This window comes from Roseibium sp., from assembly GCF_051016195.1.
Taxonomy (GTDB): domain Bacteria; phylum Pseudomonadota; class Alphaproteobacteria; order Rhizobiales; family Stappiaceae; genus Roseibium.
Window position 1 is genome coordinate 1,102,536 of sequence record NZ_CP134616.1, and the last position, 22,331, is coordinate 1,124,866.

18 protein-coding genes are annotated in these 22,331 nt (G+C 59.1%); 11 read left to right on the forward strand and 7 right to left on the reverse strand.

What is annotated here, in order from left to right; all coding sequences use genetic code 11:
- The first annotated feature begins 644 nt into the window (after positions 1-644).
- Both RDA78_RS05020 and RDA78_RS05025 read left to right on the forward strand, forming a co-directional pair.
- Entirely contained in the window at positions 645-2,432 is a 1,788-nt protein-coding gene (locus RDA78_RS05020) for an ethylbenzene dehydrogenase-related protein (protein ID WP_434054259.1), read from the forward strand.
- A 30-nt stretch (positions 2,433-2,462) separates the two neighbouring features.
- The gene (locus tag RDA78_RS05025) at positions 2,463-3,479 is read left to right on the forward strand and encodes a 2Fe-2S iron-sulfur cluster-binding protein (RefSeq protein ID WP_434054260.1); all 1,017 of its coding nucleotides are present in this window, start codon (positions 2,463-2,465) and stop codon (positions 3,477-3,479) included.
- 102 nt (positions 3,480-3,581) lie between these two features.
- Here RDA78_RS05025 and RDA78_RS05030 read toward each other — a convergent pair whose 3' ends face one another.
- From RDA78_RS05030 to RDA78_RS05045, 4 genes are all read right to left on the reverse strand, one after another.
- Positions 3,582-5,999 (reverse strand): putative bifunctional diguanylate cyclase/phosphodiesterase, encoded by a 2,418-nt coding sequence (locus RDA78_RS05030; protein ID WP_434054261.1) that lies wholly within the window; start codon positions 5,997-5,999, stop codon positions 3,582-3,584.
- Positions 6,000-6,086: 87 nt separating this feature from the next.
- Complete coding sequence (locus RDA78_RS05035) at positions 6,087-6,362, reverse strand: hypothetical protein (RefSeq protein WP_434054262.1); 276 nt, start codon at positions 6,360-6,362, stop codon at positions 6,087-6,089.
- Positions 6,363-6,487: 125 nt separating this feature from the next.
- Positions 6,488-7,291 carry a PstS family phosphate ABC transporter substrate-binding protein gene (locus tag RDA78_RS05040; RefSeq protein ID WP_434054263.1) on the reverse strand — a complete coding sequence of 268 codons (804 nt, stop codon included), beginning with the start codon at positions 7,289-7,291 and terminating at the stop codon, positions 6,488-6,490.
- A gap of 373 nt (positions 7,292-7,664) precedes the next feature.
- On the reverse strand, positions 7,665-8,771 hold the full coding sequence (locus RDA78_RS05045; RefSeq protein ID WP_434054264.1) for a LacI family DNA-binding transcriptional regulator: 1,107 nt from the start codon (positions 8,769-8,771) through the stop codon (positions 7,665-7,667).
- 135 nt (positions 8,772-8,906) lie between these two features.
- On the opposite strand from RDA78_RS05045, the gene RDA78_RS05050 reads away from it, so the two are divergent.
- The 9 genes from RDA78_RS05050 (at position 8,907) to RDA78_RS05090 (ending at position 18,862) form a co-directional block, all read left to right on the forward strand.
- The gene (locus RDA78_RS05050) at positions 8,907-10,139 is read left to right on the forward strand and encodes an ABC transporter substrate-binding protein (protein ID WP_434054265.1); all 1,233 of its coding nucleotides are present in this window, start codon (positions 8,907-8,909) and stop codon (positions 10,137-10,139) included.
- Positions 10,140-10,274: 135 nt separating this feature from the next.
- Positions 10,275-11,168, forward strand: a complete 894-nt coding sequence (locus RDA78_RS05055) for a carbohydrate ABC transporter permease (RefSeq protein WP_434054266.1) — start codon at positions 10,275-10,277, stop codon at positions 11,166-11,168.
- A 49-nt stretch (positions 11,169-11,217) separates the two neighbouring features.
- Positions 11,218-12,099, forward strand: coding sequence for a carbohydrate ABC transporter permease (locus RDA78_RS05060; RefSeq protein ID WP_306142785.1), 882 nt, complete (start codon positions 11,218-11,220; stop codon positions 12,097-12,099).
- An 11-nt stretch (positions 12,100-12,110) separates the two neighbouring features.
- Positions 12,111-13,205, forward strand: a complete 1,095-nt coding sequence (locus RDA78_RS05065) for an ABC transporter ATP-binding protein (RefSeq protein WP_434054267.1) — start codon at positions 12,111-12,113, stop codon at positions 13,203-13,205.
- Between the two features lie 31 nt (positions 13,206-13,236).
- Positions 13,237-13,983 (forward strand): sugar phosphate isomerase/epimerase family protein, encoded by a 747-nt coding sequence (locus RDA78_RS05070; RefSeq protein ID WP_434054268.1) that lies wholly within the window; start codon positions 13,237-13,239, stop codon positions 13,981-13,983.
- Between the two features lie 9 nt (positions 13,984-13,992).
- Positions 13,993-15,114, forward strand: coding sequence for a Gfo/Idh/MocA family protein (locus RDA78_RS05075; protein ID WP_434054269.1), 1,122 nt, complete (start codon positions 13,993-13,995; stop codon positions 15,112-15,114).
- A gap of 11 nt (positions 15,115-15,125) precedes the next feature.
- The gene (mgrA, locus tag RDA78_RS05080; protein WP_434054270.1) at positions 15,126-16,172 is read left to right on the forward strand and encodes an L-glyceraldehyde 3-phosphate reductase; all 1,047 of its coding nucleotides are present in this window, start codon (positions 15,126-15,128) and stop codon (positions 16,170-16,172) included.
- Entirely contained in the window at positions 16,169-17,761 is a 1,593-nt protein-coding gene (locus RDA78_RS05085) for a glycoside hydrolase family 43 protein (protein ID WP_434054271.1), read from the forward strand. Before mgrA ends, RDA78_RS05085 begins: the two co-directional genes overlap by 4 nt.
- A 45-nt stretch (positions 17,762-17,806) precedes the next feature.
- Entirely contained in the window at positions 17,807-18,862 is a 1,056-nt protein-coding gene (locus tag RDA78_RS05090) for a sugar phosphate isomerase/epimerase family protein (protein WP_434054272.1), read from the forward strand.
- Between the two features lie 88 nt (positions 18,863-18,950).
- On the opposite strand, the gene RDA78_RS05095 is transcribed toward RDA78_RS05090, so the two are convergent.
- The 3 genes from RDA78_RS05095 to RDA78_RS05105 are packed head-to-tail and all read right to left on the reverse strand — an operon-like array spanning position 18,951 to position 22,323.
- A complete protein-coding gene (locus tag RDA78_RS05095; protein ID WP_434054273.1) occupies positions 18,951-19,901 on the reverse strand; it encodes an ABC transporter permease in 951 nt (316 codons plus the stop codon).
- Positions 19,898-20,836, reverse strand: coding sequence for an ABC transporter permease (locus RDA78_RS05100; protein ID WP_434056103.1), 939 nt, complete (start codon positions 20,834-20,836; stop codon positions 19,898-19,900). The genes RDA78_RS05095 and RDA78_RS05100 overlap by 4 nt, the downstream gene beginning before the upstream one ends.
- Before the next feature lie 5 nt (positions 20,837-20,841).
- Complete coding sequence (locus RDA78_RS05105) at positions 20,842-22,323, reverse strand: sugar ABC transporter ATP-binding protein (RefSeq protein WP_434054274.1); 1,482 nt, start codon at positions 22,321-22,323, stop codon at positions 20,842-20,844.
- Positions 22,324-22,331 lie beyond the last annotated feature (8 nt).

Sequence of the window (22,331 nt, forward strand, 5' to 3'; positions counted from 1 at the left end):
AACTCAGTCTTTAAGTGAGCAGTCAGCGGCCGCTGTCCACTGCACCCCAATGCAATATCTTAGGCATCAATTCCGTTTCGGCACAACCTGCCGGCGCCAAAACACCTGTCCTCAGATATCAACCTGAACGAAGTTAACCGCCAAATGACAACGGGCGTATGACCTGGATCATTTACCGGATGCATTTTGTCTCGCAGGCGAAATTAAAAAACGTGCGGCGAAGATTTCCGCGCAAGCGCGGAACTCCCCTGCGTCTCCTGCGAGCGGAAACGAGCTTCCTGACCGGCTCCCACGGGATTGCTTCCACGCACAGCAGTGACCATACTGACAAGGTCAAACATTGTGATATCCCAGAATAGCAAATGTATTCACGCAGAAACGCGGTAAACTATTGGCATTTTTTCAGAAACCAATACAACCTGATATACAATTATTGGTTATAACTTCCCATACGTAACTCATGAACACGGACAATGCATTCATTAAGTTCGGATTTGCATAAACTTGGGTATGCTTCTCATTTTTCTATTTCTTTTTTTGTTAAATTAATGTTCTGTTAACTTGCTACTATAGAAAAAAATCAGTTTTGCTCGAATTCGGATGTTTTCGTGATTCTTGCCATTACTGCGTGTGTGGAGAGCAAATTGACGGACCAAGCGAACGATCACAGCCTGGAACTTACCCCGCCGCCAACCTCGACAGAACGCACGTTTTCAAGTTCGAATCGCGAACGATCCGGTCAACGCTCAGGCGGGCCTGATGACAAGAAGGCGATCGTGCGAAGCGACCTGGGCACGATCCTGCTGCACTGGACTCTTGTCATCGCAATCGTCACGAGTCTCGTAACCGGGCTAAGGCTGTCCGCGGATGCCGAAGGTGCCTGGTTCTCCCCGATATTCGAACCGATCCTGCCCCAGGGCGAGATCTGGACGTGGCACTATCTTTCCGCCGTTTTTGTTCTGGCGCTGATTTTTTCATACGCGGCTTATATGTCGGCGGCTCGTCTCAAGCGGCGCATCTCGTCCAAGAAGATCGTTGTCCTGTCACTTCCGGCAAGCAACAAGCTGCGCATTGCAGCCGTGAACGTCATTGCCTACTGGCTGCTGTTCGGCGCCGTGCTTACGCTAACGGTGACGGGCGTTCTTCTCTATCTCGGGCACGGCGGCCTGTGGGTGACCGTGCACTACATTTCCGCCCTGACCGTCATGGGCTACATCGTGGCACATGTCGTCCTTCACTACTTCTACGGCGGCGTCGCGCAATTGCTGCGCCTGTTCAGGCCGCAACCTCTGCGTCAATTTGCCGGTATGGGGCGCTATCCACTGCTGAAGTCCCTGGCTCTCGGCGGCGTTGTGCTTGCAGGTGCGGTCGCGCTTGATCTCAGTACCCGCGGAGATCTCTATGTCTCGCAGGCATCAGCGCTTCCGGAACTCGACGGTGTGCTCGACGACGACGCGTGGCAGGACGCGCGACCGGTGTTCGTCCGCACGCACCAGGGCGCCGGGCTGGAAGGTACAGGCGAGTCCACCGTCGAGGTGCGCGCGGCGCAGGTCGGCGACAAGATAGCCTTCGCCTTCCGTTGGGAGGATGCAAACCGGTCCCTGAAACGGCATCCGCTCGTCAAGACCGAGGCCGGCTGGAAAATGCTCAACAACCGGGCCGACATCTCGGACGAGACCGCCTATTACGAGGACAAGTTTTCCGTCGCATTTTCCAAGACAGATGCTTTCGGCGGCGGCGACTCCACACACATGGGTCCCAAGCCTCTGGGAGACAAGCCGGCTTCCCTGCACAAGCGGGGTCTGCATTACACAACGGACGGCAGCCTCATCGACGTCTGGCAGTGGAAGGCCTCGCGCGGCGGCATGCTGGGCAAGGTCGATGACATGTGGTTCGGCACACCGCTTGAGCCAAGCGAGGCGCAGGTTGCCGGCAAAAAACGCTACAGCGCCGGATACGGTGCCGACGAAGGAAAATCCTTTTACGTCTACAATTACAAGAAACAGGCTGGCTCGGACTATCAGGGCACCGTGGACGTTCTGCGTCTTCCGGTCGACTTCAGGAAGACTGCCGCCCTTATGGGTCATCTCGACATGTCGATCGAAGCAACCGACGACGAGGGCTCTCAATGGTGGATGTTCGACGCCGAGAGCGTTCCATATTCTGCTGAAAAGGATGCAGAAATCCCGGTCAACACCGTCATTCCCGGCGTCTTGATAACAGGAGAATATCTCGGCAGCCGTGCCGATCTCGACGGCGGCGCGAAATGGCAAGACGGCTACTGGACGCTGGAAGTGATCAGGGACATGGATACAGGGAACGACCAGGACCTGCCCATGGAGGACGGGCTCTTCGTCTGGCTTTCTGTCTTCGACCACAACCAGACGCGCCACACCCGCCACTCGCGCCCGGTTCGCCTGACATTCAACTGACAAAGCAACGCACCAGCACGGACACCCCTCATGTCGAAAAGCACCTGCACCGTTACCATCAACGGAAAGAAAATAAAGGCGAATGTCGGTGACACCCTGATAGACGCGGGCCTCGGCGGGCGTCTGGTCCTGCCGCATGACTGTTGTTCAGGCCAGTGCGAAACCTGCCGTGTGCGCGTGCTGAACGGCAAGGTCGATTCCTTCGGCACGGAAGAAAAGAGCACCGTCCTCGGCTGTCTTGCCGTCCTGGAGGGCGACGCGGAAATCTCGTACGACCCCGTGCCCATCGTCAAGACGGTAAAAGGCACGGTCGCTAACATCCGGAAGATCAAGGACGATTACCTCGAAGTCCGGGTCAAAACGGTCAGGCCGGTCAGTTGGTTGCCCGGACAATATCTTCGGGCGACGTTTTCCGGCTACCCGGCAAGGGACTACAGCCCGACCACACCGCTCAATCTCGATGCAGAAGAGGACGTTATCGTCTTTCACATCAAGGTTTACCCCAACAGCATCGTGTCCTCGAAACTCGGCACGGAGATCGCGCCCGGTCACAAGGTCAAACTGCGCGGCCCGTTCGGCAACGGTTTCCTGCGGCGGCAGCCGGAGCCTATTGTGCTGACATCGACCGGAACGGGCTTTGCGCCGATCTGGGCGATCGCCGTTGCGGCCATTCTGGGTCAGCCGGACCGGGATCTGAGACTGATTGTCGGCTCAAGGACCCGCGACGGGCTTTACATGCGCGATGCCATCCGATGGCTTCGCAATCGCAGTGTTTCCGTGACACTGACGGCCAGCGACGGCGACGGTGACACCGTGATGGCGGCGCGACCCTATGAGCTGCTTGGCGAGTTGACGCCTGACCATGTGATCTATTCCGCAGGCGCTCCCTCGCATGTTGAAGCGACCCGGGATGTTGCGAGGCAAGCCGGCGCGACTTTCTATGCGGATCCGTTTTTTGTGGCGGAGGAAAGCGGCAATCTGAAACTGCTCGCCTCTTCCCTGCTGAGGAAGGCAAAGACCCCCTTCGCTGCGACTGCGGCCGGTTGAACAGGGGTTACCCGGACGTTCGGGGCTGACGGAACGCCGTTGCTACCTAGGCCGGCATGCCGTCCACCAACCTGCGTGATGTTCAAATCGGATTGCCCGGCGCTACTGCGCCGCCGTGGACATGACTTCCCGGCATTCGAACAGAAGCTCGTCCAGATCCGTCACCGGCATCGGGTGTCCGAGGAAATACCCTTGTGCGTCCGTGCAGCCGATATCCTTCAGCATCTCAAGCAAGAGCTCGGTTTCGACGCCCTCTGCCGTCGTCGTCATGTCGAGGTTTTTCGCAAGGTCTATGACAGCCTTGACGATCGAAACGGATTCGTCCGAATACGCCATTGATCTGACGAAGGACTGATCGATCTTGATCTTGTCGAACGGGAATCTGCGCAGATAGCTCAGCGACGAGTAGCCGGTTCCAAAATCATCCATCGAGATCTTCACGCCGAGCAATTTGGCCTGATGCAGGGCGTCGAGAATTTCATCGGATTCAATCAGAAGAACGCTTTCCGTCACCTCCAGTTCAAGACGGTCCGCGCGCAGATCAGACCTGGTGAGTGCGCTGATCAGCACAGGCCCGAAGGAATGTCCACGCAGCTGGCGCGGGGACAGATTGACCGCCACTCTGAGATGATCAGGCCAATGTGCCGCCTGCCGGCAGGCCTCGTTCAGAACCCACTCCCCGAGAGGCACGATCAGGCCGGTATCTTCCGCGAGCGGAATGAATTCCATCGGAGGAACCATGCCACGCTCCGGATGCCGCCAGCGCACCAGCGCTTCGAAACCGGTCACGGTGTGGTTTGCCAGCGAGTATTGCGGCTGGAAGTATAGTTCGAGTTCGTCGTTCGAGATCGCGTGGCGCAGATCCGTAATCAGTTCTCTTCTCTCGTTGACCGCGGTTCCCATTTCGGCCTCGAAGAAGCGATGCGTGTTCCGCCCGTCCTCCTTTGCCTGATAGAGAGCCAGGTCAGCCTGCTTGAACAGTTCGTCGGCTTCGACAACACCGCCCCTGGAAACGGAAATGCCGACACTGACCCCGATAACAATTTCATGATCGGCCACCTGGAACGGCTTGGAAAGTTCCCAGATCACCGATTGGGCCAGTTCATCAATGGCATACAAGTCCGCAGGAAGGTTGGTCAGGATTGCAAATTCATCGCCGCCCAGCCGAACGACGAGTTCGCGCTCGCTGATCAGTTCTCTCAGCCGCTCCGCGACCTGGCGGAGGAGTTCGTCGCCGATCGGGTGACCCAGCGAGTCGTTCACCGTTTTGAATTCATCCAGGTCCAGACACAGGATGCCGAATTCGCCGCCCTGAACTTTTTGGCGGTTCAGCAGCGCTTCCAGCTGATCCTTGAACTCAATCCTGTTGGGCAACTGGGTGAGCATGTCGTGACGGGCGAGGAATGCCAGACGATCCCGTGCCTCCTGGCGTTCGGTAATGTCTTCGGAGATGGCCACCCAGCCGCCGTCGCATAGCGGCTGCCGTGTTGTAAGGACGATCCGCCCGGAGCGGATCTTGACCATTTCCGTGCTCTGGGTTGCACCTTTCGTACGCACGAGCGAGAAACTGAGCGCGGACGGAACCGGCGCTTCCGTTTCGACAAGTTCCACGTCGAGAACATCGGCAATTTCGGCCGATGTCATTCCGGGTTTGACGATGTCCGCATCGAGTTCAAACAGTTCCGCGTAACGCTGGTTGGAAACGATCAGTTTGCCCTTGGAATCGAACATGCACAGGCCGTGCGACATGTTGTTCAGCGCGGCATCGAACAAAACGTTCTGTTCCCGCAACTTGGCTTCCTGAGATCTCAGGATCGAGTTCTTTTCGTGCACCCTGACGCGCAAGGCGTCCCGTTCCTTTACGGATCGCTGCAGCGAGACGACCGAGCGCGCGATGTCCCCGACCTCGTCAAGACGTTCCGTCCCGACCACCTGGTTCTCGAAGTCTCCTGCGGCGATGCCGGACAGAACCCGGGTGATCTTGGTCAGAGGACGCGTGATCTGGCGGGACAGAAGGAATGCGACGGCGGCGAAGGCGAGCAGGGCCAGAAGCCCGAAGAGAAACAGGCGCTTGAGAAGTTTTGCTTCTTCTTCCGTGCCGATCCTGGTGAGTTCGTTCTGCGTTTCCGTCAACTGCTCAATCGGCAGCAGGGCGCAGATCGACAGCGGACTGATGGGTATGCCGCATTTGATAACGTTGTTGCCGTTGGACGTAATGTTGTGGTTGTCGGCAGACCGATCTATGTCGCTGATCTTGCCGTCGAAACTCGCTCTGGAGATGATTTCGCCGTCGTGAACAACTGCCAGGCCGAAGGCGTTGATATCAGTGAGGTTGGTGAGCATCGGCTCGGTCTCACGGAGCCATCTTTGCGCAAGAAGACCGCCGATCACGTACCCGAAATCATCATAAACCGGCACGAAAATGACCTGTGAAACAGCATTCACGTTCCTGCCGGGCACAAATACCCGGGATTGGTCCTTCGGAAGAACGCCGGAATAGGTCAGCGACTCGCCCGGCATGCTTTCGGCAAGCGACCGCTCGATCTCGTCGAAAAAGGCGAGAGACGGGAGTTTCGATCCGAGCGAGACGAGGTCGCTTTCGTATGACTAGGCTCCGATGACCCTTGCCTTGTCGTCAAGAACGACAATGCCATCAATGTCATCGAGTTCCGCGAACGGCCCGAGCAGCTCCGACATGGCGACATTGTTGCGCGACTCGATCGCCTTGACGATGTTGGGGTCGGACGCGATGGCGCTCACCCTGCGCACCCTGTCCTCGAACAGGAACTCAAGCCGCTTCCCCGCCAGCTTGACGTCGGCAGTAAGCATTTCGAGCAGGCGGGTCTGAGACAGCTTCAGCAATTCTCCCTGCTGGCGGGTCATACTGTCCTCAAGCTGATAAGCCACAAGGCCGATCAGACCGGCAAAGGCACACAGCGCTGTGAAAACAGCGCCGTATGTAAAATGCCAGAATAGTGAGGAGTGCCGTATCATGGTTGCTTAGCGCATCAATTGGTTACAGGAACGCCGCCGTAATTCTCTATCAGAGTATGTGCCTTTTCCGAGCGGCTGAAGTCGACAAAGGCTTCCATTTCGCCGTCCATTGTGCCGTCCTTGTAGATCAAGGCAAGCGTGACCGCGCTCGGATAGTCTTCGTCGGTGGGATGGTGTCCGTCGACCTTCAGCACCGAGAGACCGGATTCCAGCGGTTGGGAATAAGGACCAAACGCGATCGCACCTTCCACATCCATCGCGGTGTTGATGGCATCCTGGGTTGTGACTGCCGTCTTGGAGCGGGCCGAGAATTTCAGATCCTCCCAACCCGGCATCGATCCGCGCAGCACCTGAAGCGTGCTGTCGGCATCTTCACGCCTGACCAGCTTGACGCGCAAATCGGCGCCGCCAAGTTCGGACCAGTTGGTGATCTCGCCGGAATAGAGCTTTACAAGGTCCCCGCTCGACAGGGAAGAGACACCTGTCGAAGGATGTGTGAAAACGGCGCTCGGGATTTTCGCGATCGGTATGTAAACCAGGCCGAATGCGACTTCACTTTCCTTGAGAGGCCGCGCGACGCGCCCAAGCCTTTCAGCTCCCGAGCTGACCGCAGCGATACCGCCACCCGATCCGATGCTCGGCGGAATGGAAAGTTCTATTTCCGGATGCTGCGCCGAAAAGCCTTCGCCGATCTCACGGAGCATTTCCAGTCCATCACCCGTGCCGACGACGGTCAGGCCGGCTTCAGCAGCCGCACCACCCGTGTGGAAAAATATCATGCCCAGCGATACTGCCAGGCCAAAAACTGATCTATGCATTCAGGCCACCCACGTTAATTTTGGCTATGAAGATGCCCTCTCCAAGTTAATTAAGAGCTAAACTACCGATAATTTTTACAATTGGCATGTTGTCAGAATTAATGAATGCAATAAATACGAAGGCCAATACAACTTGACTACAACTTTACAATGTGAACTATTTTCCGCAGGGTAAAGTTTTCCTAGTCCACCTTGCAGTCTGCAATCAGGATAATTCAGATCGATTCCAGGGAAAGCTGACGGTACGGATGTTTCATAATGAACGGCCAATACAACCCGGCATGAAACCTGCCGAAAAACGGAAAAGTCGCAAAACGCGCCCAAAAAAACGTTAAACGCGCCGCACAGGCCCGCCTTCAACAACCTGCGGTGATCATTTGCAGGAGACCCGAGCCTTGCTTTTCGGCGGTGCCGTGCTGTTTCGAACAACAAGCTCGACACCGACGACGACAGGTTTCATCCTGTCGGACCGCACCGTGGTTTTCGGCTCGATACATTCCAACAGCAAAGACGCGGCCTTTGTCCCGAGCGCCCGGCGATCCTGACGGATCGTCGTCAAGGCCGGGATGTAAAAGTCGGACAGTTCGATATCATCGAAACCGACCACCGAGATATCGTCCGGAATGCTCAGTCCGTTTGCCTCCAGTGTCGACATGAGACCGAAAGCCACCTGATCGGAAGCACAGAAGACCGCTGACGGCCTTTCAGCCAAACCCAGGATTTGCGTGGCTGCGCGCCTGCCGGATTCGAGCGAAAAGTCGCCCCGCACAATCCACTCGTCGCGCACAGGCAGCTGAAGCCTTGCTCGCTCTTCCAGCATTCCCTGCCGCCGGGCGTAGGTCAGAACATTGTCGCCCGGCCCTGTTACATGCGCAATCTTCCGATGTCCGAGTTCGTGCAGATGGCGAACCGCGAGGCGGGCGCCTTCGACATTGTCGCTTCTTACCGACGGCAAGCCAGCGCTATGGACCCACTCGCAGGCGAAGACGATCTTGTCGGCAACACCGTTCCTTCTGAATTGCTCCAGTTCGGCCTCGGGTAATGACCCGTCCAGGCAAACAACACCATCAATTTGGGCGTTCAGGAAATGGTCCACCAGGAATTTGCCTTCCGTAACGAGATCCTTGGTGTCGGCGATCAGGACCGACATGTCGTGGTCGCCGAGTTTCTCGCTGATACCGGCCAGGATCTGGGAGAAGAATGGGTTGCCGAGGTTGGGGACCAGAAGGAGGATAGCGCCCGCTTGTCGCGTTCTCAGGGTGCGCGCGGCCCTGTTCACGCGATAGCCCGTGGCCCGGATGGCCGCAAAGACGGCATTGCGCGTGGTCTCGGTCAGAAGGTCCGGATTGCTGAGTGCCCGGCTGACGGTTGCCGTCGACACGCCTGCAACAACAGCCACGTCGCGAATGCGTACACTTTTCTGCTGAACCGGCTCCCCGGGACCGATTGTTTTGCCTTTGTGCATATTCCGGGTTGACATCAAACCGTTTCCCTAGAATTATAAATGTAATCGATTACATGAGAATGATACACCAAATTGTAATCGATTACAAAATGAGGCGTCAGCCACATTCGAAGATCAATCGAACAGTTTCCGGTTCGATGGGAGGAGAATATGAAAGCACTACGCGTAATCTTTGCCGCATCCACGGCTCTTTGTGCCGCCACTGCCGCTCACGCGACAGACCTTGAAGTCACGCATTGGTGGACATCCGGCGGCGAAGCCGCGGCCGTTGCCGAGTTTGCAAAGGCATTCGACGCGACCGGCAACAAGTGGGTCGACGGTGCCATCGCCGGCTCCGGCGGCACCGCCCGACCGATCATGATCAGCCGTATCACCGGCGGCGACCCGATGGGTGCCACCCAGTTCAACCACGGCCGCCAGGCGGAAGAGCTTGTCGAAGCCGGGCTGATGCGCGACCTCAGCGACATCGCCTCTGAAGGCAACTGGGCCGAGATCGTTCGTCCCTCAAGCCTGCTGGACAGCTGCACGCTCGACGGCAAGATCTATTGCGTTCCGGTCAATATCCACTCCCAGCAATGGCTCTGGCTGAACAACTCCGTGTTTGAAAACGCCGGACTTGCCGTGCCGACGAACTGGGACGAATACGTCGCGGCCGCGCCGAAACTCGAGGAAGCCGGCATCGTACCGCTGGCGATGGGACAACAGCCCTGGCAGACGACGCTGGCATTCCAGGTTCTTCTTGTCGCCCTGGCTGGTCCTGAGGCCTATACCGCCGTATTCGGAGATAAAGACGCAGACCTGGCCAGCGGGCCGGAAATGGCGAAGGTGTTCGCGGCGGCTGACAAGGCGCGCGACATGGCCAAAAACTCCAATGTCCAGAACTGGAACGATGCCACCAACATGGTGATCACCGGCAAGGCCGCCGGTCAGATCATGGGTGACTGGGCACAAGGCGAATTTGCCGTTGCGGAGCAAGTGGCCGGAAAGGACTACACCTGTCTGCCGGGCCTCGGCGTCAACGAAGTCATCATGACGGGCGGGGATGCATTTTATTTCCCCAAAGTAGACGATGCTGACGTGACGGCTGCGCAGGGTGAACTTGCCAAGGTCATGATTTCGCCCGAAACACAGGTTGCGTTCAACCTGAAAAAAGGCTCGTTGCCGGTGCGCGGCGATGTCGACCTCAATGCCGCCAATGACTGCATGCGCAAAGGTCTCGACATCCTGGCCGGCGGCAACATCATCCAGGCACCGGACCAGCTGCTTTCGGCAGACAGCCTGACCCAGGTCAACGACCTGTTCGTCGAGTTCTTCAACAATCCGGGCATGTCGGCTGAAGACGCGCAAAAACAGTTTGCGTCCATCATCAGCGGCGCCGACTGATCCGACAGCGCTCCGCCTCCCGGACAGTCGTCGTCAACGCTCGTCCGGGCGGCGTCCTCCAGCCCTGCGCGCAGTCTTGCGCGCAGGGAACCCCTGGTGCGTGCCGGATGACCTCTTCGACAAGGACACAACGCCATGGCTGCAGCTACCGGGCCGACAAGGTGGCACAAGAACCTGAGTGCCAAAGTGGCCGCGATACCGATGATAACGACAGCACTCGTTGTCTTCATCGGCGGCACTGCCTGGACAGTTCTCTACTCGTTCACCAGCTCGAAACTTCTGCCGAAGGAAAAATTCGTCGGATTTGCCCAGTACGATCGCTTGTGGAGCAGCAGCAAGTGGCTGATCTCCATCGAGAACCTCGCCATCTACGGCGCGTTTTCGCTGGTGTTCTCGCTGTTGATCGGTTTTGTCCTGGCGGCACTTCTGGACCAGAAAATCCGCTTTGAAGACACGTTCCGCACAGTTCTGCTTTATCCGTTCGCGTTGAGCTTCATTGTCACCGGCCTTGCCTGGCAGTGGATTCTCAACCCGGACTTCGGGGTCCAGCAAGTGGTGCGCAACCTCGGGTGGGAGACCTTTTCCTTCGATCCGCTCTACGATCCGGAAATCGTTATCTACGGCATTCTCATTGCAGGCCTGTGGCAGGGGACCGGCCTGATCATGTGCCTCATGCTTGCCGGTCTGCGCGGGATCGACGAAGACATCTGGAAAGCGGCAAAGATCGACGGAATTCCGATGTGGAAGACCTATATCTTCATCGTCATTCCGATGATGCGCGGCATCTTCATCACAGCCATCGTGCTGATCGCATCGGGCATCATCAAGGTCTACGATCTGGTCGTGGCCCAGACCGGCGGCGGTCCGGGAATTGCCTCCGAAGTTCCGGCGAAATATGTCTACGACGCCATGTTCCTGTCGCAAAACCTCGGACAGGGCTTTGCCGCGTCGACGATGATGCTGCTCTCTGTCATCATCATTGTCGTGCCCTGGGCCTATCTCGAATTCGGAGGGAAACGCCGTGGGTAACGTCACCAAGACCTCAGCGGAACTCCAGCTTGCATCCGCTCAGCCGGAGATGACCGGACCGCGCGGACGCAAGCCGCGCAAGGCCCTGTCCCGCCGCAACATCATGATCTACGGCACGCTGATCATCGTGTCGCTCTACTATCTGCTGCCGCTCTACGTGATGATCGTCACGTCGCTGAAAGGCATGCCGGAGATCCGCCTCGGGAACATCTTCTCGCCGCCCGTCGAAATCACTTTCCAGCCCTGGGTGAAGGCCTGGGCCGAGGCCTGTACCGGTCTTAACTGCGACGGGCTTTCGCGCGGGTTCTTCAACTCGGTCAGGATCCTCATCCCCTCGGTCCTGTTGTCCATCGCGATCGCGTCGGTCAACGGCTACGCGCTCGCGAACTGGCGCTTCAAGGGCTCGGAGACCTTCTTCACCATCCTGATCGTGGGGGCCTTCATTCCCTACCAGGTGATGATCTATCCGATCGTGATCATGCTGCGCGAAATCGGTCTCTACGGCAGCCTCACGGGTCTCGTGATCGTGCACACGATTTTCGGCATGCCGATCCTCACGCTCCTGTTCCGGAACTACTTCGCATCGGTGCCGCAGGAACTGTTCAAGGCCGCCCGCGTCGACGGGGCGGGTTTCTGGGGCATCTATTTCCGGATCATGGTGCCCATGAGCCTGCCGATCTTCGTGGTCGCGATGATCCTGCAGGTGACAGGTATCTGGAACGACTTCCTGTTCGGTGTCATCTACACCAAGCCGGATCTCTACCCGATGACCGTTCAGCTCAACAACATCGTCAATTCCACACAGGGCGTGAAGGAATACAACGTCAACATGGCGGCGACGATCCTGACCGGACTGGTTCCGCTCACCATCTATTTCATCTCCGGCAAACTCTTTGTCCGCGGCATCGCCGCCGGCGCCGTGAAAGGCTGAAGAGGCGTTCCATGGAAAACAACCACAGCATCTCCATCAAGAACCTGGCGCTCAGCTTCGGCGCCCTGGACGTTCTGAAGGATCTCAATCTCGATGTCGGGCGCGGTGAATTCCTCGTTCTGCTCGGGTCCTCCGGATGCGGCAAGTCAACGCTGCTCAATTGCATTGCCGGGCTTCTGGATGTTTCGGACGGCCAGATCTTTATCGGTGGCCGCAACGTCACCTGGGAAGAACCGTCGAAACGCGGCATCGGCATGGTGTTCCAGAGCTACGCGCTCTACCCGCAGATGACCGTTGCCGGCAATCTCAGTTTCGGCCTCAAGAACGCCGGCCTGCCCAAGGCGGAAATCGAGGAACGGGTGAACCGCGCCGCGAAAGTCCTCCAGATCGAACCTTTGCTGAAGCGCAAGCCGGCCGCGCTTTCGGGCGGACAGCGGCAACGCGCCGCGATCGGGCGCGCCCTTGTGCGCGACGCCGATGTCTTCCTCTTCGATGAGCCGCTTTCGAACCTCGATGCAAAGCTGCGTGCCGACCTGAGGGTCGAGATCAAGCAGTTGCATCAGAAGCTGAGCAACACGATGATCTACGTTACCCACGACCAGATCGAAGCCATGACACTCGCGGACCGTATCGCGATCATGCGCGGCGGCCAGATCCTGCAACTCGCAACGCCGAACGAAATCTATAACCGGCCTGCGAACAAATACGTTGCCGAGTTCATCGGCTCACCCACCATGAACTTCTTCGATGGCGAAATCATCGCAGGAGACGGGCTGCGCTTTTCCACCGGCGATCACGCGTTCTCGCTCGACGGCTACGGGTTTCGGGACGCTGCACCGGTCCAGGGAACCGCGTGGTTCGGAATTCGCCCGGAACACATGAGCACCGGCCCGGAAGCGGCGGAAGCGAAAATCCGCCTGGACGGGCAGATCGAACTGGTTGAACCGCTCGGATCGGACACGCTCGCGCGGGTTTCGACCGGGGACCGGTCCCTTTGGGTTCGCATGGACGGACAGGCAGATGTGCGTGACGGCGACAGCATCGCCATTGGCTTCGATCCGGAGCGCGCCAATCTCTTTGACAAAACAACCGAAAACCGCCTCTGACAGACATTCTCCAACCTTCAGGACACCCGTCATGGACGTTTCTTTCCAACTTTACTCGGCCCGCAACTTCACCCCCTGGAACAAGGTGCTCGCTAACATTGCCAGCCTCGGCTACACCCAGGTGGAAGGCTTCGGCGGCAATTATGAAGATGCTGGTGCCTTCAAGGGACTGCTCGATCAGAACGGTCTTGCAATGCCGTCCGGCCATTTTTTTCCGCTGGAACAGTTTACCGACGATCTTGGCAGCGTCATTGAAACGGCGAAGACGCTTGGCATGGAACGCCTGTTTTGTCCGGCACTTCCGCCAGAGCAGCGCGTGACCAATCCGGACGCCTGGGTGGCCGTCGGCCAGAACCTGGAGAACATCGGCAAGAAGCTGCGCGATGCCGGACTTCGTTTCGGCTGGCACAACCACGATTTCGAATTCACTGCCTGCACCGATGGCCGGCTGCCGATGGACATCCTGCTTGAAAGCGCGCCGTCGATCGAGTGGGAGGCCGATATTGCCTGGATCGTTCGCGGCGGCCAGGACCCGCTGACCTGGATCGAGCGCTATGCGAACCGTATCACCACCGCTCACGTCAAGGACATTGCACGGGAAGGAGAGTGCACCGACGAGGACGGCTGGGCCGATGTCGGCCACGGTGTCATGGACTGGAAGGGCCTCACGGCCGCACTGCGCACAGCCGGCGTCGACCTTTTCGTGATGGAACACGACAACCCCTCCAACGTCGAACGTTTCGCAAGCCGTTCGATCGAAGCATTCCGGAAGTTCTAAGGATCAGACATGACAGACAAGCTTGGTATCGGCATCCTGGGATGCGGAAACATCTCCGCTGCCTATATGCGTCTGGCCCCCCTGTTCAAGGGAATCGAAGTGCGCGCCTGCGCCGACCTCAACGAAGACGCGGCGAAGTCGCGTGCGGAGGAATTCAATCTGAGGGCTGAAACCGTCGACGGTCTCCTCGCCGCGGGCGACATCGACATCATCGTCAATCTGACCGTGCCGGCCGCGCATTACGAGGTCTCCAGCAACATTCTGAAGGCCGGGAAACACGTTTATTCGGAAAAGCCGTTCGTGTTGAGCGTGACGGAAGGCCAGGCGCTTCAGAAACTGGCAGCGGAAAAAGGGCTCCGCGTCGGCTCTGCGCCCGACACCTTCCTGGGCGGATCACACCAGCTGGCCAGGCATCTGATTGACAATGGCGCGGTCGGTCTTGTCACATCGGGAACATGCTTCGTGCAGAGCCCGGGCATGGAAATGTGGCATCCCAATCCGGACTTCTTCTTCCAACCGGGCGGCGGTCCGATCCTGGATCTCGGTCCATACTATGTTTCCAACCTCGTCCAGCTGCTGGGTCCGGTCAAACGCGTCACCGCCATGAGCTCCTCGGGATCGGAATACCGCACGATCACCTCCGAGCCGCGCCACGGCGAAAAGATCAAGGTCGAGACACCGACGACGATCCACGCCGTCATGCAGTTCCAATCCGGGGCGCAGGTGACCTATTGCGCAAGCTGGGACGTCTGGCAGCACGGTCATTCCAACATGGAACTCTACGGCCGCGACGGTACACTTCACGTTCCGGACCCGAATTTCTTCGGCGGCGAAATCCGCATGACCGCAAAGGACAGTTTCGTCACGGTGTCGGAAGACTGGAAGCATCCATTCTCTGTCGCCAATGACGGATCGCATGCCAACTACAGGGCGGCGGGGCTCGCCGACATGGGGCTCGCGATCCTGCAGAACCGGCCGCACCGGTGTTCGCTGGAATTTTCGCTGCATGTCGTGGATGTTATGACATCTATTCTCGCTTCCGGCGAGACGGGTGAGTACAAGGATATTCTCACCACATGCGACCGGCCCGAGGCTCTTGGACCCCAGGCGGCGCAAGACCTCTTGGCGTAGTAGGAAACCTCATGACCTGGCAAGCCGCGCAAGCACGTTATGACACCATGGAATACCGCCGCTGCGGGAGATCCGGCCTGAAACTGCCGGTGATCTCGCTCGGCCTCTGGCATAATTTCGGAGGCGACACCGCGCATACACTCAAACGCGACATTGCGCGCACCGCTTTCGATCAGGGCATCACGCATTTCGATCTTGCCAACAATTACGGCCCGCCTCCCGGTTCGGCAGAAGAGGCGTTCGGGGACATCCTGAAAACGGACTTCGCACCGTACCGGGACGAGTTGATCATCTCGTCCAAGGCAGGCTACGGCATGTGGCCCGGCCCGTACGGAGAATGGGGCAGCCGGAAATACCTGATCTCCTCCTGCGATCAGTCCCTCAAGCGGATGGGGCTCGACTATGTCGACATCTTTTATTCGCACCGCTTCGACCCGGACACGCCGCTGGAAGAGACCATGATGGCTCTCGACCATATCGTCCGGTCCGGGCGGGCGCTTTATGTCGGCATCTCGTCCTACAATTCCAAACGGACCAGGGAAGCGGCCGCGATCCTGAAGGACCTCGGCACGCCGTGCCTGATCCACCAGCCGAGCTACTCGATGATCAACCGCTGGGTCGAAGAGGACGGGCTGCTCGACACTCTGGACGACCTTGGGATCGGATCCATCGCGTTCACGCCACTGGCGCAGGGCATGCTGACCAACAAGTATCTCAAGGGCATCCCCGAAGGCAGCCGGGCGACACAGGGCAAGTCGCTCCGGAACGAGTTTCTGAGTGAACAAACGCTCGCTGCGATCCGCGCGCTCAATGCGATCGCCGAACGGCGCGGGCAGACTCTTGCCCAGATGGCCCTCGCCTGGGTCCTGCGCAACGGACGCGTGACCACGGCTCTCATCGGCGCCAGCCGTCCGGAGCAGGTGATCGACTGTGCGGCGGTGGTCAAGAACATGGCGTTCAGCGAATCCGAGCTGCAGGAAATCGAGGACACCACGGTTGAGGCGAATGTCAATCTTTGGGCTGCCTCCTCCGAGCGTCCGGGGCCCTCGCGCAAATGATCCGCAATCCGATTCTGCCGGGCTTCAATCCGGATCCGTCGATCTGCCGTGTGGGCAATGACTATTTCATCGCCACATCGACATTCGAATGGTACCCGGGCGTCCAGATCCACAAGTCGAAAGACCTGGTGAACTGGAAACTGGCCAGCCGGCCTCTGAACAGGGCCAAACAGCTCGACATGCGCGGCAACCCTGACAGCGGCGGTATCTGGGCTCCCTGCCTGAGCCATGCGGACGGATGGTTCTGGCTGGTCTATACCGACGTCAAACGCCTGGACGGCAACTTCAAGGATGCGCACAACTATGTCGTGACCTCCTCATCGATCGACGGACCCTGGAGCGACCCGATCTATCTCTCGTCGCACGGGTTCGACCCGTCCCTGTTTCACGATGACGATGGCCGAAGATGGTACCTGGTCCTCCAGTGGAACCACATTTCAAGCTCGGTCGGGGGCAAGCCGAAATCCTCCGCCTTTGACGGCATCCTGCTTCAGGAGTGGTCTGAAAAAGAAGGCCTGATCGGTGAGCCGAAAAAAATCTTCTCAGGCAGTTCCCTCGGCCTGACGGAGGGACCGCATCTGTTAAAGCGCAATGGCTGGTATTATCTGACCGTCGCGGAAGGCGGCACCGGATACAACCACGCGGTCACCATGGCTCGGTCCCGCTCGATCGATGGCCCTTACGAGCTGCATCCCGACACGCATCTCATCACGGCAAAAGACGCACGCGACTGGCCGCTGCAGAGGGCCGGGCATGGCCAGATCGTCGAGACGCCCGACGGCCAAACCTATCACACGCATCTTTGTTCGCGGCCGTTGCCCGGACGCTTTTCGCCCATGGGCCGGGAAACGGGCCTGCAAAAGTGTGTCTGGAAAGACGACTGGCTGTTTCTGGTGGACGGCAGCCCGTTGCCTCAGGTCGAGGTCGCCGGTCTCGGGAACGCAACGCCAAGGCCGTCTCAAAGAGTCGAACGTGTTTTCAACGGCACAATCCTGCCGGAGGAATTCCAGTGGCTCAGGACACCTTACCCGGACCGGCTGTTTTCGCTGACCGGATCCACCCTGCGTCTCATCGGACGGGAAAGCGTCGGCAGCTGGAACGAACAGGCCCTTGTTGCGCGGCGGCAGGAACACCACGCGTATCGTGCCGAGACCAGGCTGACTTCGTTCGAACCGGACTCCTATCAGCAGGCGGCGGGGCTCACGACCTACTACAACCGGCACAAATTTCACCTGCTTGCGATCAGCCGGACCGAAGCCCTGGGCCGCTGCCTGATGCTGATGTCCTGTCCCGGCGACTGGCCCGACGGACGCATGACATTTCCGGCCGAGTTTGTGCCGATCGAAGATGGCCCCATCGACCTTGCCGTTGAAATCGATGGCGCTCGTCAACAGTTCTACTGGCGGCAGAAGGGCGACTGGAAGCCCGCCGGTCCGGAGCTTGATGCAAGCGTCATTTCGGACGAAGGTGGCCGTGGAGAACATGCCTCCTTCACCGGTGCTTTCGTCGGAATGCTTGCCTTCGACGTGACCGGCGGAGGCAACGCGGCGGAATTCGAACACTTCACATATGCACCTGAAGGAACCTGAAGGCGCGGCAACGCTGCCTGTTCAAAACAAACTGGGAGGACGAAAATGGCAGGACTGATCAAGGGACCGGCAATTTTCCTGGCGCAATTCGGCGGTGACGAGCCGCCCTTCAACAGTCTGCCCGCTATCACGAAATGGGCAGCGGACCTCGGGTACAAGGGCGTTCAGATCCCGACCTTCGACAGCCGGCTCTTCGATCTCGACAAGGCGGCCGAGAGCCAGACCTACTGCGACGAGATCAAGGGGATCTGCGCAGATGCCGGTGTCGAGATCACCGAATTGTCGACCCATCTGCAAGGCCAGCTGGTTGCCGTCCACCCGGCCTACGATCTCGCCTTTGACGGCTTCGCCCCGGCGCATCTTCATGGGAATCCCGCCGGGCGCCAGGAATGGGCGGTCGATCAGATGAAGAAGGCCGCGGTTGCCAGCAAGAGGCTGGGTCTTACCGCTTCCGTCAGCTTCACCGGCTCACTGGCGTTTCCGTATCTCTATCCCTGGCCGCAGCGGCCGGCTGGCCTAATCGAAGAAGCCTTTGCCGAACTCGCCCGGTGCTGGAAGCCGATCCTGGATGTCTACGAGGATAACGGCGTCGATGTCGGTTACGAGATCCATCCGGGTGAAGACGTGTTCGACGGGATCACGTTCGAAATGTTCCTGGAGGCACTGGGGGGACATGCGCGGTGCCAGATCAATTACGATCCGTCCCACTTCCTGCTGCAGCAACTTGATTACCTGGCCTTCATCGACATCTACCATGAACGGATCTGTGCCTATCACGTGAAGGATGCCGAGTTCAATCCGGACGGCCGTCAGGGCGTTTATTCGGGATACCAGGGCTGGGTGAACCGCGCCGGCCGTTTTCGCTCGCTCGGCGACGGCCAGGTGGATTTTTCAGGTATTTTCTCCAAGCTCGCCCAGTATGGCTATGACAGCTGGGCGGTTCTGGAGTGGGAATGCTGCCTGAAGTCGCCAGAGCAAGGGGCCGCCGAGGGCGCGCCCTTTATCGAGAGCCACATCATCGAGGTCACGGACAAGGCATTCGACGACTTCGCCGGAGGCGATACCGACCAGGAGCAAATCCGAAAGATGCTCGGGCTCTAAGCCGTCTGAAAGCGCAAGAAGCCGTGGCCTTTTGTTGGGGCTCCGGCCTTTTTGTTGAAACACGATGACTGCCAGAGCTTGAACCGCTCTAGCGGCTTTCCTTGCGCCCGCCTGCAAAGGTCACAACGCCGACGATGATCAGTCCGGTGAGGATCAGCCGCAAGCCAGCGGCCGCGCCGAACGTATTCAGCATGGCGACGAGCAGGAACAGGAACAGCGCGGACCCGAAGATGCCCGGGACGTTGGAATTGCCGCCGGCAATGGACGATCCGCCGATCACCACGACCGCGATCGAGGCAAGCAGGTATTCCTCGCCCATATTCAGCGACGAGCCCCCGGAAAACCCGGCCAGGAAGACGCCGCACACGGCGGCGAGCACGGCGGACAGCGTGTAGGTGAGATAGCGGATCCGCTCGATCGGGACGCCGGCAAGCCGGGCCGCGCGCGTGTTCTGGCCGAAGGCGGTGACAGAGCGTCCGTAAACCGTGCGGTTCAAAAGAACCGCCATGATGATCGCAAAGGCGATCACGAGGAGCGAAAGAACGGGTACGCCCATCATCTTCGCGGTCGAGATCCACTCCAGTGCTGCCGGCGGCTTGATCTTGACGCCACGTCCAAGCGCAATGGCACTCGACTGCACCAGGAAGCTTGACGACATCGTGGCGATGATCGGCGGGATTGTCAGAACCCGGATCAGGCCGTAGTTGAAGAGACCCACCAGACCGCCAACCGCTACCGCGGCCAGTATGCCGGGCAGGATCATTGCATTGGTTCCGTCCATCACCATCATCGATACGACCGCCGACAGGGTAATTGTCGACGGGATCGACAGGTCGACATTGCCGGGCCCGAGCGTGATCACGAACATCTGGCCGATGCCGACCATCACGAAGAAGGTGGAGAAGGAGAGCGCGGTCGAGGCCAGCGCCAGGCCACCGGTGCCGCTGATATAGGCGGCCGTGACAGCCCAGGTCAGGAACGCCGCCAGGAAGGACCAGCTCCACGGGTGTTGGCGCATGTATATCTGGAGCTGTTTCATTTGCGCGCCTCCAGCCGGTTGACGATGGCCCTGAGCGCCAGCACGATGATCAGCACGGCACCCTGCGCCCCGATCTGCCAGTCCGGAGAGATGCGCAGGAAGGACAGGAACGACGCCGTCAGGGTCAGTGTCATCGCGCCGAGAACCGCACCCACGGGAGAGATCCGGCCACCGACGAATTCACCGCCCCCGAGAATGACCCCCGCAATCGACAGCAGCGTGTAGCGGAGCGCGATATTGGCATCGGCAGAGGTTGCCAGACCGACCAGCGTCAGGCCAGCGAGAATGCCGAAGACCGCGGTCAGGGCATACATGGTCATCTTCAATTTGAGCACGGACCAGCCCGCGCGCGTGATCGCCTTCTCGTTGCCGCCGACACCACGCATGAGGACCCCCCAAGACGTGCGCATCAGCGCGAAATAAACAACAAGCGCGAGCACCGCCGCCGCGACCAGCGGCATCGGGACATAGGGCGGTTTCAGCGTGACCAGCGACCGGATCCAGTCGGGCGCGCTGCCCCCGGGTGTCGGCAACAGCAGAACCGCGCATCCGGACCAGACGAAGGACATGCCAAGCGTCACCACGATGCTCGGCAGTTGCCGGATATAGATCAGCGCGCCGATGGCCGCATAAACGGCAATGCATCCAAGCAGGGCGGCGATGCCGAGCAGCGGTGTTTCGTTCAGCCAGGTCGCACCGATACAGGCAACCAGGGACACAAAGCTGCCGATCGAGAGATCAAGGTCGTTGACCGCGATCACGAACATCTGCGCGATCGTCGCAAGCGCAATCGGCACGGCCAGATTGAACAGGAGATTCAGTCCGAAATAGCTCATCGCCCGCGGCTGAAGCCAGAATACGCCGAGAAGAACGAAGGTCAGTGACAGCGCCGGCAATGCCCCCCGCCAGAAACGGGCCGAAGCAAAAAATCCCAGTCCGCTCATGCCGCCCCGCTTACCTGTTTGAACGAGGCCTTGAGAACATTTTCCTCGGTGATGTCGCTGCCGTTCAGGGTTTCACTTATGACCCCGTCACGGAACACGTAAACCCGGTCGCAATAGTCGAGCTCCTCCGTTTCCGTCGTGTACCAGAGGAAGGTGCGCCCCTGGGATGCCTCCTGACGGATGATGGCGTAGACCTCGTTCTTGGTTCCGATATCAACGCCGCGCATCGGATCGTCCATCAGGACGATATCCGCCGCAGATCCGAGCGCCCGGGCAAACAGGACCTTCTGCTGATTGCCACCTGAAAGGGATAGGATCGGCGCTTCGACATCCGGTGCCCGGATACCAATCCGGTCTTTCCAGGCATCTGCGAGTTCGCGTTCCTTCCCGTTCTGGATCAGGACACCCGACAGCAGTCTCTTCAGCGAGGAGATGCCGATGTTCTTGCGGATCGACCACAGCGGCAGAACGCCGTCAACCTGCCTGTCCCCGGCAATGAAGCAGCACCCCGCATCCTGCGCACCTGACGGCAGAACACCGTGGCCGTCGAAAATCTGCAGCAGCGCTTCCGTCTGGCCCTGGCCTGCCAGTCCGGCGAACCCGACAACTTCCCCGGCTTGCGCCCTGATGCTTTGATCATCGGGCTGTTCGGGCGGGCGCATGTGGATGCGTTCTTCGCTCACGGCCTTGCGGGGCTCGGCGTCCCTGCGTGGGGCAACGCCCGCGACCACGGTGCTGCCCATGGCTTCGACCAGGCTGCTTCGGTCAAATTCCGACGCATCCCTGAAGGCGACCACACGGCCGTCCTTCATGACGGCGATCTTGCTGGACACTTGAAGGATTTCACCCAGAAGATGGGAAATGAGGATCACGCTGATACCCTCACCCGTGACCCGTCCGACATAGTCCAGGAGCTGTTCCGCCACGCGCGCATCGAGCGACGATGTCGGCTCATCCAGAATGACAAGCCGGATTGCGGTATCTGTGACCGTGAAAGCACGCGCGATCTCGACCATCTGGCGTTTTGAAATCGACAAGTCACCGACAATATCGAAAGCACTCACGCCATGTCCGGGAAAGATCAGATCTAGCTGTTCGATGATCAGCGCGGCGGCACGCGGTCTCCAGCCAAACCCCTTCAACACCGGGTGAATGATGCGCGTGTTTTCGGCAACCGAAAGGTTCGGGCAGAGCGACAGTTCCTGGAAGACACAGCGGATGCCGAGCCGGCCGGCATCCTGGACGGCATAACCCTGGCCGAGATCCTTGCCGGCGATCGACAGGCTGCCGCCGCTCGCCTCCAGGGTCCCGGCCAGGATATTCATCAAGGTGGACTTGCCGGCGCCATTGTGGCCGACAAGTCCGAGACACTCTCCGGTGTGAATGTTCAGATCCACACCGCTCAGGGCCTGTACCGCCCCGAAGACCTTCTGAATTCCCGTCAGGGAAATCAGAGGGCTCACAGTTTCCGTCGTCATTGCTCCTC

Coding starts and splice junctions, on each gene's coding strand:
- RDA78_RS05025 (WP_434054260.1), top strand. CDS start 2,463: ATGTCGAAAAGCACCTGCACCGTTACCATCAACGGAAAGAAAATAAAG.
- RDA78_RS05105 (WP_434054274.1), bottom strand. CDS start 22,323: ATGACGACGGAAACTGTGAGCCCTCTGATTTCCCTGACGGGAATTCAG.
- RDA78_RS05035 (WP_434054262.1), bottom strand. CDS start 6,362: ATGACCCGCCAGCAGGGAGAATTGCTGAAGCTGTCTCAGACCCGCCTG.
- RDA78_RS05030 (WP_434054261.1), bottom strand. CDS start 5,999: ATGCCGGGCGAGTCGCTGACCTATTCCGGCGTTCTTCCGAAGGACCAA.
- RDA78_RS05075 (WP_434054269.1), top strand. CDS start 13,993: ATGACAGACAAGCTTGGTATCGGCATCCTGGGATGCGGAAACATCTCC.
- RDA78_RS05055 (WP_434054266.1), top strand. CDS start 10,275: ATGGCTGCAGCTACCGGGCCGACAAGGTGGCACAAGAACCTGAGTGCC.
- RDA78_RS05040 (WP_434054263.1), bottom strand. CDS start 7,291: ATGCATAGATCAGTTTTTGGCCTGGCAGTATCGCTGGGCATGATATTT.
- RDA78_RS05060 (WP_306142785.1), top strand. CDS start 11,218: ATGACCGGACCGCGCGGACGCAAGCCGCGCAAGGCCCTGTCCCGCCGC.
- RDA78_RS05085 (WP_434054271.1), top strand. CDS start 16,169: ATGATCCGCAATCCGATTCTGCCGGGCTTCAATCCGGATCCGTCGATC.
- RDA78_RS05065 (WP_434054267.1), top strand. CDS start 12,111: ATGGAAAACAACCACAGCATCTCCATCAAGAACCTGGCGCTCAGCTTC.
- RDA78_RS05090 (WP_434054272.1), top strand. CDS start 17,807: ATGGCAGGACTGATCAAGGGACCGGCAATTTTCCTGGCGCAATTCGGC.
- mgrA (WP_434054270.1), top strand. CDS start 15,126: ATGACCTGGCAAGCCGCGCAAGCACGTTATGACACCATGGAATACCGC.
- RDA78_RS05050 (WP_434054265.1), top strand. CDS start 8,907: ATGAAAGCACTACGCGTAATCTTTGCCGCATCCACGGCTCTTTGTGCC.
- RDA78_RS05070 (WP_434054268.1), top strand. CDS start 13,237: ATGGACGTTTCTTTCCAACTTTACTCGGCCCGCAACTTCACCCCCTGG.
- RDA78_RS05045 (WP_434054264.1), bottom strand. CDS start 8,771: ATGTCAACCCGGAATATGCACAAAGGCAAAACAATCGGTCCCGGGGAG.
- RDA78_RS05095 (WP_434054273.1), bottom strand. CDS start 19,901: ATGAAACAGCTCCAGATATACATGCGCCAACACCCGTGGAGCTGGTCC.